The organism is Nocardioides endophyticus, from assembly GCF_039543845.1.
GTDB classification, from domain to species: domain Bacteria; phylum Actinomycetota; class Actinomycetes; order Propionibacteriales; family Nocardioidaceae; genus Nocardioides; species Nocardioides endophyticus.
This window is the reverse complement of record NZ_BAABKN010000022.1, coordinates 1-12,898: the sequence shown is the minus strand read 5'-3', so window position 1 is coordinate 12,898 and position 12,898 is coordinate 1. Positions and strand designations below refer to the sequence as shown.

10 protein-coding genes are annotated in these 12,898 nt (G+C 71.3%); 3 read left to right on the top strand and 7 right to left on the bottom strand.

The genetic code is table 11. The features are described 5' to 3' along the window. The first annotated feature begins 87 nt into the window (after window positions 1-87). A complete protein-coding gene (locus tag ABEA33_RS16840; protein WP_345528032.1) occupies window positions 88-738 on the top strand; it encodes a histidine phosphatase family protein in 651 nt (216 codons plus the stop codon). A gap of 10 nt (window positions 739-748) precedes the next feature. On the opposite strand, the gene ABEA33_RS16835 is transcribed toward ABEA33_RS16840, so the two are convergent. The 7 genes from ABEA33_RS16835 to ABEA33_RS16805 form a co-directional block, all read right to left on the bottom strand. Further along, the gene (locus tag ABEA33_RS16835; protein WP_345528030.1) at window positions 749-1,381 is read right to left on the bottom strand and encodes a sirohydrochlorin chelatase; all 633 of its coding nucleotides are present in this window, start codon (window positions 1,379-1,381) and stop codon (window positions 749-751) included. Beyond that, entirely contained in the window at window positions 1,378-2,496 is a 1,119-nt protein-coding gene (locus tag ABEA33_RS16830; RefSeq protein WP_345528028.1) for a uroporphyrinogen-III synthase, read from the bottom strand. Before ABEA33_RS16830 ends, ABEA33_RS16835 begins: the two co-directional genes overlap by 4 nt. Then, a complete protein-coding gene (gene nirD / locus ABEA33_RS16825) occupies window positions 2,493-2,822 on the bottom strand; it encodes a nitrite reductase small subunit NirD (RefSeq protein WP_345528104.1) in 330 nt (109 codons plus the stop codon). The genes ABEA33_RS16830 and nirD overlap by 4 nt, the downstream gene beginning before the upstream one ends. Next, a complete protein-coding gene (nirB, locus tag ABEA33_RS16820; RefSeq protein ID WP_345528027.1) occupies window positions 2,822-5,338 on the bottom strand; it encodes a nitrite reductase large subunit NirB in 2,517 nt (838 codons plus the stop codon). Before nirB ends, nirD begins: the two co-directional genes overlap by 1 nt. After that, window positions 5,335-6,735, bottom strand: a complete 1,401-nt coding sequence (locus tag ABEA33_RS16815; protein WP_345528026.1) for an FAD-dependent oxidoreductase — start codon at window positions 6,733-6,735, stop codon at window positions 5,335-5,337. The genes nirB and ABEA33_RS16815 overlap by 4 nt, the downstream gene beginning before the upstream one ends. A 106-nt stretch (window positions 6,736-6,841) precedes the next feature. Further along, window positions 6,842-8,887, bottom strand: a complete 2,046-nt coding sequence (locus tag ABEA33_RS16810; RefSeq protein WP_345528025.1) for a molybdopterin oxidoreductase family protein — start codon at window positions 8,885-8,887, stop codon at window positions 6,842-6,844. Continuing rightward, window positions 8,887-10,380 carry an MFS transporter gene (locus ABEA33_RS16805; RefSeq protein WP_345528024.1) on the bottom strand — a complete coding sequence of 498 codons (1,494 nt, stop codon included), beginning with the start codon at window positions 10,378-10,380 and terminating at the stop codon, window positions 8,887-8,889. The genes ABEA33_RS16810 and ABEA33_RS16805 overlap by 1 nt, the downstream gene beginning before the upstream one ends. A gap of 320 nt (window positions 10,381-10,700) precedes the next feature. Between ABEA33_RS16805 and ABEA33_RS16800 the strand changes: the two genes are divergently transcribed. Then, window positions 10,701-11,066 carry a DUF485 domain-containing protein gene (locus tag ABEA33_RS16800; protein ID WP_345528023.1) on the top strand — a complete coding sequence of 122 codons (366 nt, stop codon included), beginning with the start codon at window positions 10,701-10,703 and terminating at the stop codon, window positions 11,064-11,066. Between the two features lies 1 nt (window position 11,067). Then, window positions 11,068-12,702, top strand: a complete 1,635-nt coding sequence (locus ABEA33_RS16795) for a solute symporter family protein (protein ID WP_345528022.1) — start codon at window positions 11,068-11,070, stop codon at window positions 12,700-12,702. The last annotated feature ends 196 nt before the right edge of the window (window positions 12,703-12,898 follow it).

Genomic DNA, 12,898 nt, shown 5'->3' with positions numbered 1-12,898 from the left:
GGATCTATGAGCCCGTTGGAACAGGGTCACCAGACCCCACGACACCGCGTTACAAGCTGCGTGCGGACCCGCCCGTAGGCTCACGACGTGCGCCTCATCCTCATCCGCCACGGCGAGACCCCGTCCAACGTGGCGGGCGCGCTCGACACCGCCGTCCCCGGCGCGCCGCTGACGCCGCTCGGTCACCGACAGGCGGCCGCGATCCCGCCGGTGCTGACCGTGGAGCCGATCACCGCCGTCTATGCCTCACCTCTGATCCGCACCCAGCTCACCGCCGCTCCGCTCGCGGCGGCGCGGGGCCTCGACGTGGTCGTGAGCGACGGGCTCGAGGAGATCGCCGCCGGCCAGCTGGAGATGAAGACCGACCACGCTTCCGTCGCGACGTACGCCCACACCGTCGCCGCTTGGATCGCGGGCGACCTGTCGGCCTCGATGCCGGGCGGCTCGGACGGGCACGGGTTCTTCGAGCGGTACGCCGCCGCTGTCGGCGCGATCACCAGCGACCATGCCGACGACGCCACGGTCGTGGCGTTCAGCCACGGCGCCGCGATCCGCACCTTCGCCGCCCGCCACGGCGGTCCCTCCGAGGCCCGGCTGCTCAACACGGGCGCAGTCGTCCTCGAGGGCTCGCCGTACCGCGGCTGGGTCGTCACCCGCTGGTCCCGCGACCCCCTCGGTGGCGCCCACCTCGCCGATCCGCTCGCCCACGACGTCACCGGGGACCCGGACCCGGCCTGACGAGGCAGTCTCAGGCCGAGCGCCGACCAGCCAGCTCCTCAACGGCCCGCGACACCACCAGGTCGACGACGGCGGAGTGCGCACCGATCACGTCGGCGACGACGGCCGCGGCAGACGACTCCGCGCGACAGCGGTCGGCGAAGTGCCCCGGCGCCAGCAGGTACGGCGACACGACGTCGTGCGGCGTGACCACGTCGACCGGCCGGCGGCCGACGCCGGACAGCGTCGCGAGCCGGACCGGGCCGCGCCACTGCTCCGAGAGGTACGCCGCGGCGAGCATCTGGTCGCGGGTGGCGAGCGGATCGCGGGAGCCGGCGGCGACCATGACGACGGGCGAGCCCGGAGAGGCACCGGCCGCGACAAGCCGCGCGACCTGCGCGACCGCAAGCAGTGGGTCAGGCCCGAGGGGACGCCCCGATCCGATGTCGTGCCGCACGTGATGGCCCGCCGACAGCAGCAGCGGCACGACCACCGACGGCACCCCCGACGCCATCACGGAGGCAAACAAGGGCGACGCGAGCTCGACGTACGACGCCACCCACGGCATCCCGAGGCGGGTCCCGGCGGCGCCGGTCAGGGCACGGGCGACGGCGTTGCCCTCAGGCGCCCGGGTGCCGTGCGCGACGGTGACGAGACGGGTCACTGCGCGACCGCCAGCCGGTAGCCGCGCTTGACCACGGTCTGCACCGCCCGCGTCCCGAGCGCCGCGCGCAGCCGGGCGACCGCCATCTCGACCGCGTGCTCCGATCCGGCGGTGCCCGACGGCAGCATCGCGAGCAGGGCGGGACGCGCGACGACGTTGCCGGGGTTGGCGACGAGCGCGTGCAACACCGCCGCCGGCGCCGGCGACAGACGGACCTCGTGCCCGTCGAGCAGTACGTCGTCGCCGTGCAGCAACAGCTGGTGCCCGCCGACCAGCTCGAGCGTCAGCCCCGAGCGCCGCGACGGGAGTTCGAGCTCGAGCTGCTTGACCATCGCGGTGAGCCGGGACCGGTCCGGATAGATCGTCGGCACGCCCCACATCTCGAACGCCGCAGCGGTCACCGGCCCGACGCAGGACGCCACGACGTCGGCCTGGAAGGCGCCGACCAGCTCCTCGCGCCGACCGGTCGGGCCGGCGGCGTCCATCAGCGCCGCCACTGCCGGGGCCGAGGTGAAGGTGACCGCATCGAGCGCGCGGTCGGCGACCAGGTCGATCAGCTTGAACATCGGCTCGAGGTCGGAGGCCGCCTCCACCCGGTAGACGGTCACGGTCGTGACGTCGGCGCCCTGCCGGCGCAGCGCATGCGCCACCATCGACAGCGACTGCCCGTGCTCCTGCACGACGATGCGCAGGCCCTCGAGCGACCGCCCGCGCAGGTGCTCCAGCACGTCCTCGAAGCACTCCGACTCCGGCGCCCAGAGCTCCCGCAGGCCCTGCCGGCGCAGCGCACCGACGCTCTTCGGGCCCCGGGCCAGGATCTCGGCCGAGCCCAGCGACGACAGCAGATCGGGCAGCAGGCCCCAGCGCTCCGACGCGCGGAACCACGACTTCATGCCGATGCCGGTCGTGGCCAAGAACATGTCGACGGGCCGGCTCAGCACCTCCTCGGTCGAAGCCCGCAGCTGCGCGTCGTCGATCTGGTTGGGGTCCAGCGACAGGGCCGGCGCCCACTCGACCTCGGCGCCGCGTCGCTCGAGCAGGCTGATCTGCTCGTCGACCTTCCGGGCGGCGGTCACGCCCACGCGAAAGCCGCTCAACGGAAGGGATGCGGTCATGGACTCTCCTGCTGTGGACCGATGAGCACGAGACCGTCGTCGACCCGGACGTCGTACGTCGGGACCCGGACCGCCGCGTCGTCGAGGCACTGCCCGGTGCGCAGGTCGAAGGCCTGCTTGTGCATCGGTGAGGCGACGAACGGGATGTCGCCGCGCGTTCCGACGATGCCCCGAGCCAGCACCGATGCCCTAGCACAAGGGTCGTAGTTGGACATCGCGTACACGTTGCCATCATGTGTCCGGAAGATTGCGACTGCGGCGCCATCCACCAGTGCGGCCACCCCTCCCTCGACCTCGATCTGGTCGAGTCGGCAGACGGGAGTCATCACTGCGGCACCCCCACCGGGATGGTCGCGCCCAGCGACACCGGGCCGGCCGAGTCCGCCGGCGCCACCTGGTCGCGCTCGGCGCGGAACGTGATGTGCGGGTCCGGGACGTCCGGCGCGTTGACGAAGGAGACGAACCGGGCCAGCTTGTCCGGGTCGTCGAGGGTCGCCTGCCACTCGTCGAAGTAGGTGTCCACGTGCCGCGCCATCGCGGCCTCCAGCTCGGACCCGAGCCCGAGCGCGTCGTCGACGACGACCTCCCGCACCCGGTCGAGGCCGCCCTCGAGCGCTTCGATCCACGGCGCCGTGCGCTGCAGCCGGTCGGCCGTGCGGATGTAGTACATGAGGTAGCGGTCGAGGTAGCGGATCAGCGTCTCACGGTCGAGGTCGCCCGCGAGCAGCTGCGCGTGGGCCGGGGTGGCTCCGCCGTTGCCGCCGACGTACAGGTTCCAGCCCTTCTCGGTCGCGATCACCCCGAAGTCCTTGCCCCTCGCCTCGGCGCACTCGCGGGCGCAACCGCTGACGCCGCCCTTGAGCTTGTGCGGTGACCGCAGCCCCCGGTAGCGCAGCTCGAGGTCGATCGCGAGCTGGACGGAGTCCTGTACGCCGTACCGGCACCACGTCGAGCCGACGCAGGACTTCACCGTGCGCAGCGACTTGCCATAGGCGTGACCGGACTCGAATCCGGCGTCGACCAGGCGCCGCCAGATCTCGGGCAGCTGCTCCATCCGGGCACCGAAGAGGTCGATCCGCTGGCCGCCGGTGATCTTCGTGTAGAGGTCGAAGTCCCGGGCGACCTCGCCGATCACGATCAGCTTGGCGGGCGTGATCTCGCCGCCGGGGATACGTGGCACGACGGAGTAGGTGCCGTTGCGCTGGATGTTGGCGAGGTAGGCGTCGTTGGTGTCCTGGAGGGTCCGGTTGCCGCCCTCGAGGACGTGGCCGTTGAGCTGGCTGGCCAGGATCGAGGCCACCACCGGCTTGCAGATGTCGCAGCCCCGACCGGTGCCGTGGGCCTCGACGATCTGGTCGAAGCTCCGGTGGCCGTGCACCGCCACCGCGTCGAAGAGCTCCTGCCGGGTGAGCGGGAAGTGCTCGCAGAGACTCCTGTCGACGACCTTGCCCTGACTGGTGAAGTAGTCCTCGACGATCCGCTTCACCAGCGACTTGCAGGAGCCGCAGGTCGAGCCGGCGCGCGTCGTCTCGTCGCAGGCGGCCGCCTCGATGATGTCGGCCTTCGACACGTCGTTGCAGGAGCAGACCTGGGCGGCGTCGGGCAGCCCGATCTCGGGTACGCCACGACCGGCGGGGAGGATCAGGTCCTCCGGGTTCTCGGGCAGCTCGATGCCGGAGGCGACCATCGGCCGGAGCACGCCGTACGCCGACGCGTCGCCGACCAGGACCCCGCCGAGCAGCTGCTTGCCGTCCTCGCTGACGACGAGCTTCTTGTAGACGCCCGCCACCGCGTCGGAGTAGACGAGCTCGAGGGCGCCCTCGGCCGTCGCGAACGCGTCGCCGAAGCTCGCCACGTCGACGCCCATCAGCTTGAGCTTCGTGGACATGTCGGCCCCGGTGAAGCTCCCGGCGCCGCCGAGCAGTGCATCGACGACGACCTCGGCCATCGCGTAGCCGGGCGCGACCAGGCCGTACATCCGGCCGGCCGGAGCCGCGCACTCGCCGATCGCCCAGACGTGGCCGTCCGAAGAGCGGCACTGCTCGTCGACCAGCACGCCGCCGCGGTCGGCGAGATCCAGGCCGGCCGCGCGCGCGAGGGCGTCGCGCGGGCGGATGCCGGCGGAGAACACCACGATCTCGGCCTCGATCGCGTCGCGACCCTTCAGCGCCAACCCGGTTGCTCGGTCCTCGCCCAGCACCCGCTCGGTCGTCGCCCCGGTATGGACGCTCAGGCCGAGCTGCTCGATGTGCCGGGTCAGCGTCGCACCGCCGGCGTCGTCGATCTGCACCGCCATCAGCCGGGGCGCCATCTCGACGACGTGGGTCTCCAGGCCCAGCTGGCTCAGCGCGTTGGCGGCCTCGAGCCCGAGCAGCCCACCGCCGATCACCGCGCCGACCTTCGCGGCCTGCGCCGCCTCTCGGATCGCCTCGAGGTCCTCGATGGTGCGGTAGACGAAGCAGCCCGGCAGGTCGTGCCCGGGCACCGGCGGCACGAACGGAGCCGCGCCGGTGGCGAGCACGAGCTCGTCGTACTGGATCACCTCGCCACCCTCCAGCAGCACCGCGCGGGTCTCGGGGTCGAACGCCTCGACAGAGGTGCCGAGAACGAGCCGCACCCGCGGGTCGTCGTACTCACCCTCGGGCAGCAGCGAGAGCGCCTCGGCGCCGACCTCGAAGAAGGAGGTGAGGGCCACGCGGTCGTACGCCGGCCGCGGCTCCTCGCCGATCACCACGATGTCGTGGGTCTCGGTGAGGCCGCGTTCGACGGCGGCCTGCACGAACCGGTGACCGACCATGCCGTGGCCGACGACGACGATCGTGCGGCGGAGGTGGGGGCTCATCGATGGGTTCCTTCCAGTGGGCGAGCAGCGAGCAGCGACCGGACGGCGTCGGCGCAGCCGCCGCAGCCGGTGGTCGCACGGGTGGAGGTCGTGACGTCCTCGAGCGAGGAGCAGGCGCGGATCCGGCCGGCGGAGACTCCGGCGCAGGCGCAGACCTCGGCGTCGTCGGGGAGCGCCAGCGGCGGTGCCGTCCGCTCCGGCATGAGCAGGTCGCCGGGCTCCCGCGGGCCGAGGACCGTCGCGCGGTCGTAGTGCTGGGTGATCAGCCCGATCCGGGACAGGTCGCCGACGAGGGTGGCGGCGACGATGACGCCGTCGCGGACGACGAGCTTGCGGTGGCTGCCGGCGATCGGGTTGGAGACCTCGACGACCTGCCCCTCTGCCTTCTCCGGGTCGCCGAGGACCGCGACGTCGAGGTCGGTGGCGCGCAGCCGGGCGACGGTGCGGGCGCCGTCGTACGACACGTCCTCGCCGCGGAGGTGGCGGGCGAGCAGCCCCGCCTGCTCCCAGGCCGGCGGCACGAACCCGGTGACCTGGCCACCGTGCTGGGCGCAGTCGCCGATCGCGTGGATGTGCTCGTCGCTGGTGCGCAGGTGGTGGTCGACCACGATGCCCCGCCGTACGTCGAGGCCGGCGCGGCGAGCGAGCGCCGTGGACGGGCGGCCGCCGGCGGTGAGCACGACGAGGTCGGTGTCGAGGGTGTAGCCGTTGTCGAGCGTGAGACCGCGGTCGTCGAGGCGTACGGCGCGGGCGCCGGTGTAGACCGTCGTGCCGAGCCGCTTCAGGTCGCGGGCCAGGATCGCACCGGCTCGCTCGCCGACCTGGCTGCGCAACAGGTGCTCACCGCCCTCGACGACCTCGGTCGCGAGCCCGCGGACGCTCAGCGCCCGGGCGACCTGGAGGCCGAGCAGCCCGCCGCCGACGACCACCGCGTTGCGGGCCTGCGGGATCGCGGCGTCCAGTCGCTGGCAGTCGTCGAGGGTCCGGAAGGCGTGCACCTTCTCGTGCAGTCGTCCGTCGACGCGCACCAGCCCGCGGATCGGTGGCAGCGTCGGGATGCTGCCGGTGGCGAGCACCAGGTGGTCGTAGGGCACCCGGCTGCGATCGGCCAGCTCGACCTCGCGCTCCTCGCGGTGGATCTCGACGACGCGGGTGCCGAGTCGCAGGTCGGCGTACGCCGGGACCGGCATCGCCAGCGCATCCGGGCTGTGGCTGCCCTCCAGCACCGCCGACAGCAGGATCCGGTTGTACGGCGGGTGCGGCTCGTCCCCGAGCAGGGTGATGTTCGGGTCGTCCGCCTCTCCGCTAGCTATAGGTGCCCGTGAGGCGGACGACCCGAGCAGTTCGGCCAGTCGGGTCGCCGCCATCCCGGCCCCGACGATGACGATCCGGCTCATCGGATGACCCCGGCTACGGCGCGGCTCCGGGCTGCGGTGAGCAGGCAACCGTTCCCGCCGACCAGACGACCGCGAACGGTTGCTGACGCACCGCTGCCCAGGTCGCTCATGCGGTCACCGCGCAGGCGCACACCTTGAACTCCGGCATCCGGCTGGCCGGGTCGAGGGCGTCGTTGGTCAGCCGGTTGGCGCCGACCCAGTGGAACGGCACGAACACCGTGTCCGGCCGGATCGTGTCGACGACCCGCGCCGGCGCCTTGAGCTCGCCGCGACGGGTGGTGATGACGACCGGCTCGCCGTCGTACGCACCGATCCGCCGGGCGAGCATCGGGTGCATCTCGACGAACGGCCCGTCATCCGGGAGCGAGCGCACCCGCCGGGTCTGGGCGCCGGATTGGTACTGCGCGAGCACCCGGCCCGTCGTCAGGTGGAGGGGGTACGCCGCGTCGACCGGCTCGGCCGGGCCGCGGTGTTCGACGGCGACGAACCGCGCGAGCCCGTCGTCGTGCGCGAAGGACGACTCGAAGAGCCGCGGCGTACCGGGGTGATCGGCATCCGGGCAGGGCCAGAAGACACCGTGCTCCTCCCGGATGCGCGAGTAGGTGATCCCGGCGTAGTCGGCGCGGCCACCCGAGGACGCCCGGCCCAGCTCGGCGAAGATCTCCTCGGGGTCGGTCTCGAAGACAACCGGAGAGCCGACCCGCGCGGCCAGACCCGCGATCACGTCGAGGTCGGAGCGCACTCCCTCGGGCGGCGACACGGCCTGCTGCCGCAGGATCACGCGCCCCTCCAGGTTGGTCATGGTGCCGCTCTCCTCGGCCCACTGCGTGACCGGCAGGACGATGTCGGCAAGCGCCGCCGTCTCGCTCATCACGATGTCGGCGACGACGAGCAGGTCGAGGTCGGCGAGCCGCGAGGCGACGTGGTTGGCGTTGGGCGCCGACACGACGATGTTGCTGCCGAAGACGAGCAACGCCTTCGGTCCGCCGTGGGTGCCGAGGGCGTCGAGCAGCTCGTACGCCGAGCGCCCCTTGCCCGGCAACGACTCGGTGGGGACGCCCCAGACCCTGGCGACGTGCTCACGTGCCGCCGGGTCGTCGATCATCCGGTAGCCCGGCAGCTGGTCGGCCTTCTGCCCGTGCTCGCGGCCGCCCTGGCCGTTGCCCTGGCCCGTCAGGCATCCGTAGCCGGCGTACTCCTTGCCGGGCATCCCCAACGCGAGCGCCACGTCGATCCACGCGAGCACCGTGTCGGTGCCCTGCGCGTGCTGCTCCGCACCGCGGGCGGTCAGCACCATGGCGCGGTCGGCCTCGGCGAGCAGCGTCGCCAGCGCACGCAGGGATGACGCAGGTACGCCGGTCACGCGCTCGACCCGCTCGGGCCACCACGCGGCCACGGAGCGCCGTACGTCGTCCCAGCCGGTCGTCCTGCTGGCGACGTAGGAGTCGTCGACCGCGCCCATCGCGTCGAGCAGGTGCAACAGCCCGAGGGCCAACGGGAGGTCGGTGCCGGGCACCGGCTGGAGGAACGTGTCGGCGCGGTCGGCGGTCGGCGTACGACGCGGGTCGATGACGACGACGTGACCGCCGTTGTCGCGCAGGCGGTCGAGGTGGCGCGCGGCGGGCGGCATGGTCTCGGCGAGGTTGGAGCCGATCAGCACGAGCACCTCGGTGTGCTCGATGTCGGCCAGCGGGAACGGCAGGCCGCGGTCGATTCCGAACGCTCGGTTGGCCGCCGACGCCGCCGACGACATGCACCATCGGCCGTTGTAGTCGACCTGGCTGGTGCCGAGCGCGACCCGGGCGAACTTGCCGAGCTGGTAGGCCTTCTCGTTGGTCAGCCCGCCGCCCCCGAAGACCGCCACCGCGTCCGCGCCGTACGACGCCCGCAGGTCGCGGAGCCGACCCGCGACCAGGTCGAGCGCCTCGTCCCAGCCGGCGGCACGCAGCTCACCCGTCGAGCGGTCGCGCACCAGTGGCGTGGTCAGCCGCTCGCGGTGGCCGCGGAGCCCGGTGGCGGTCCAGCCCTTGCGGCACAGGGCCCCCTCGTTGACGGGGAACTCCGCCCACGGCTGGACCTCCAGCGTGCGACCGGTCCGCTCGAGGGACATGCCGCACTGCAGGGAGCAGTAGGGACAGTGGGTCTGCGTCATCAGACCCCGGCCATCGCGAGCTTCGCGGCGGCGGCGGGACGGCGCAGGTAGACCGCGTAGGTCACCAGGGCACAGACGACGTAGTAGGCCGTGAAGACCATGAACGCGCCCTTGGTCGCCGACAGCGGGTTGTCGACCCACGGCGAGCTGAACGCGATCGGGATCAGGAAGCCACCCATCGCGCCGATCGCACCGATCACGCCGAGCGCCGCGCTCGCCTGCTTCGTCGACGACGTGATCGCGGCCGCCCGCTCGGGCGTCCCTGCCTCGGTCGTGGTCTCGGCCTCGCGCCGCCAGATCGCCGGGATCATCTTGTACGTCGAGCCGTTGCCGATGCCGGTGGAGGCGAAGATGAAGAGGAAGAACGCGAGGAACCAAGGGAAGAGCGACTGGTTGTCGCTGGCGATGGCCGGGTCGGCGGTCGGGTTCGGGGTCAGCTGCATCAGCGTCACGAGCACCGCGAGCGTGAACACGACCATGCCGGTGAAGGCGCCGAGGGTGACCTTCGCGCCGCCGTACTTGTCGGCGAGCCAGCCGCCGAACGGCCGGGTGACCGAGCCGATGGCCGCGCCCAGGAACGCGAAGTAGGCGAAGTAGATGCCGGTGCCCAGCGGCGCCGGCTCGGGCACCCAGAAGTTGAGCTTGATCAGCAGCGGCATCGCGGCGGAGTAGCCGATGAACGAGCCGAACGTGCCGATGTAGAGGAACGCCATGATCCAGGTGTGCGGCTTGCGCACGACCCGCAGCTGCTCGCGCGGCTTGGACGTCGCGCCGGTCAGGTTGTCCATCCAGAGGTACGCCGCGATCGTCGCGAGGACGGCCAGCCCGGCGTACACGAAGCCGGCGGTCTGGAGGTGGAGCCCGCCCTCGCTGGCCTTGACCAGCCCGAAGATACCGGCGCCGCCGATGATGACCGGCAGCAGCAGCTGGATGACCGCGACGCCCGCGTTGCCGCCCGCGGCGTTGAGGCCGAGCGCGGCGCCCTTCCTGGCGGCGGGGTAGAAGAAGTTGATGTTCGCCATCGAGCTGGCGAAGTTGCCGCCGCCGAAGCCCGCGGTCGCGGCGATCACGCAGAAGACCCAGTACGGCGTGCTGGAGTCCTGCACCGCGATCGCGAAGAGCAGCGTCGGGATCAGCAGCAGCGCGGCGCTGATCATCGTCCAGTTGCGGCCGCCGAACTTCGGCACGGCGAAGGTGTACGGCAACCGCAGCAGCGACCCGACCAGGTTGGGCAGCGCGACCAGCACGAAGAGCTGCTGCGGGGTGAACGAGAAGCCCATCTGCAGCAGGAACGCCGAGCTCACGCTCCAGATCAGCCAGACCGAGAAGCCGAGGTGCTCGGCGAAGATCGACCAGATCAGGTTGCGCCGGGCGACCTGCCTGCCACCGCCCTCCCAGAACTCGGGGTCCTCGGGCCGCCAGTCGTCGATCCAGCGACCTGCTCGGGCGCGAGTGGCGGGCGGGGCGTCGAGCCGGGAGTCCGTGGTCGTCATGCGTCCCACGCTCGGCGCCGGACGTTTCGCCCGGCTCAGGTCGCCGTACCGGAAACGTCAACTTGTCCTCACGACCTCACACCCCGCACAACCTCACGCGCCGGTGCAGGTGGTTTCGTGGCTCCTCACCAGCGCTCGTCGCACCGTGATCGGACGCCGTACGACCGCAAACCGCTCGTCGTGCGAGACGGGCCGCTCGTCGTTTCGACACCGCCACTGGTCGCGGATCTCGCTCGCACCCCTGCACGACCCTCACGCAGATGGGCATGGTGACGGCGATCACATCCGGCAGAGCATCAGGCCAGCGGAAGGTACGACCCGTGACCGACACCGATCCTCAGAAGCCGCACGAACGCGCGGCCCGCCACGACCCGATCTACGACACGCTCCACCAGGAGCCGGACTTCGTCGAACTCCGCCGGGCCTACCGCGCCTTCGTCTTCCCGGCGACGATCGCGTTCCTGTCCTGGTACCTGCTCTACGTAGTGATGAGCAACTGGGCCCACGACTTCATGAGCCACCAGCTGTGGGGCAACATCAACGTCGCCCTGGTGTTCGGACTGCTGCAGTTCGTCACGACCTTCCTGCTCGCGTGGGTCTACAGCCGCTACTCGACCGGTCGGCTCGACCCGCTGGCGCGCCGGCTCGACGAGCAGTACATCGCCGAGCTCGAGGGGAGGCGCTGACATGGATGGCGACCAGCTCCTCACCACCGCACTGTTCCTCGGCGTCGTCGCGATCACGGTCGGGATCACCTTCTGGGCCAGCCGCCAGACCGCCGGTGCTACCGACTTCTACGCCGGCGGACGCGGCTTCTCCGGCGTCCAGAACGGCCTCGCGATCGGCGGCGACTACATGTCGGCGGCGTCGTTCCTCGGCATCTCCGGCGCCATCGCCCTGAGCGGGTACGACGGCTTCCTCTACTCGATCGGCTTCCTCGTCGCCTGGCTCGTGGCGCTGTTGCTGGTCGCCGAGATGCTGCGCAACGCCGGCCGCTACACGATGGCCGACCAGCTCGCGTTCCGGTTGCGCCAGCGATCGGTCCGCACGGCGGCCGCCACCTCGACCGTCGTCGTCTCGATCTTCTACCTGCTGGCCCAGATGGTCGGCGCCGGCGCACTGGTGGCGCTGCTGCTCGACGTCAGCAGCGACACCGCTAAGAACATCACGATCTTCGCGGTCGGCGCGCTGATGATCTTCTACGTCACCGTCGGCGGCATGAAGGGCACCACCTGGGTGCAGATCGTGAAGGCCGTGCTGCTGATGGCCGGCTCCGCGCTGATCGTCGTCCTGGTGCTGGCCGAGTTCGGCTTCAACCTCTCCGACCTGCTCGGCACCGCGGCGTCCAACAGCGGCAAGGGCCAGGCCTTCCTCGAGCCCGGCCTGAAGTACGGCGTGAGCGACACCAGCAAGATCGACTTCCTGTCGCTCGGCATCGCGCTGGTGCTCGGCACCGCGGGCCTGCCGCACATCCTGATCCGCTTCTACACGGTGCCGACCTCGCGGGACGCTCGGAAGTCGGTGCTGTGGGCGATCGGCCTGATCGGCGTCTTCTACCTCTTCACGCTGGTGCTCGGCTTCGGTGCCGCGGCGCTGCTCAACAAGGGCGACATGGCCAAGGTCGTCGCCTCCGGCGGCAACCTCGCCTCACCACTCCTCGCCCAGAACGTCGGCGGCGGAGATGGATCGACCGGAGGCGCCGTACTGCTGGCACTGATCTCCGCGGTCGCGTTCGCCACGATCCTCGCGGTCGTCGCTGGCCTCACCCTGACGTCGTCGGTCAGCGTCGCGCACGACCTCTACAACGGCGTCCTGCGTCGCGGCGAGGCATCGGAGGGTCAAGAGCTCAAGGTGGCGCGGTGGGCAGCCCTCATCATCGGGCTGATCGCGATCCTGCTCGCCATCCCGGCGCAGCGGCTCAACGTCGCCTTCCTCGTGGCTCTGGCATTCGCCGTCGCGGCCTCGGCGAACCTGCCGTCGATCGTCTACAACATGTTCTGGAAGCGCTTCAACACGCGGGGCGCGCTCTGGAGCATCTACGGCGGCCTGATCTCGTCGGTCGGGCTGGTGATCTTCTCCCCGATCATGTCGGGCAAGGGCGTCGACCCGGTCAGCGGCAAGAACCTGTCCCTGCTGCCGACCAGCATCGACATCTCGTGGTTCCCGCTCGAGAACCCCGGCATCGTGTCGATCCCGCTGGCCTTCTTCCTCGGCTGGCTGGGCTCGGTGACGTCGAAGGAGCCGGACGCCGTGGAGCGCTACACCGAGCTCGAGGTCCGCGCGCTCAGCGGCGCCGGGTCCGAGAAGGCCGTCGTGCACTGATGGCCGAGCGCTGACCCCCCATCCCGTCGGTACCCGCCACGTCCTAATGTGGCGGGTACCACTAGTTCTGATCTCCAGGAGCGAGACGTGAGCGAAGAAACCCTGTCGAATCTGTTGCAGGAGGACCGGCGGTTCGGGCCGCCGGCGGTGATCGCTGAGCACGCGAACCTGAAGGAGGAGGCGTACGAGCGGGCGG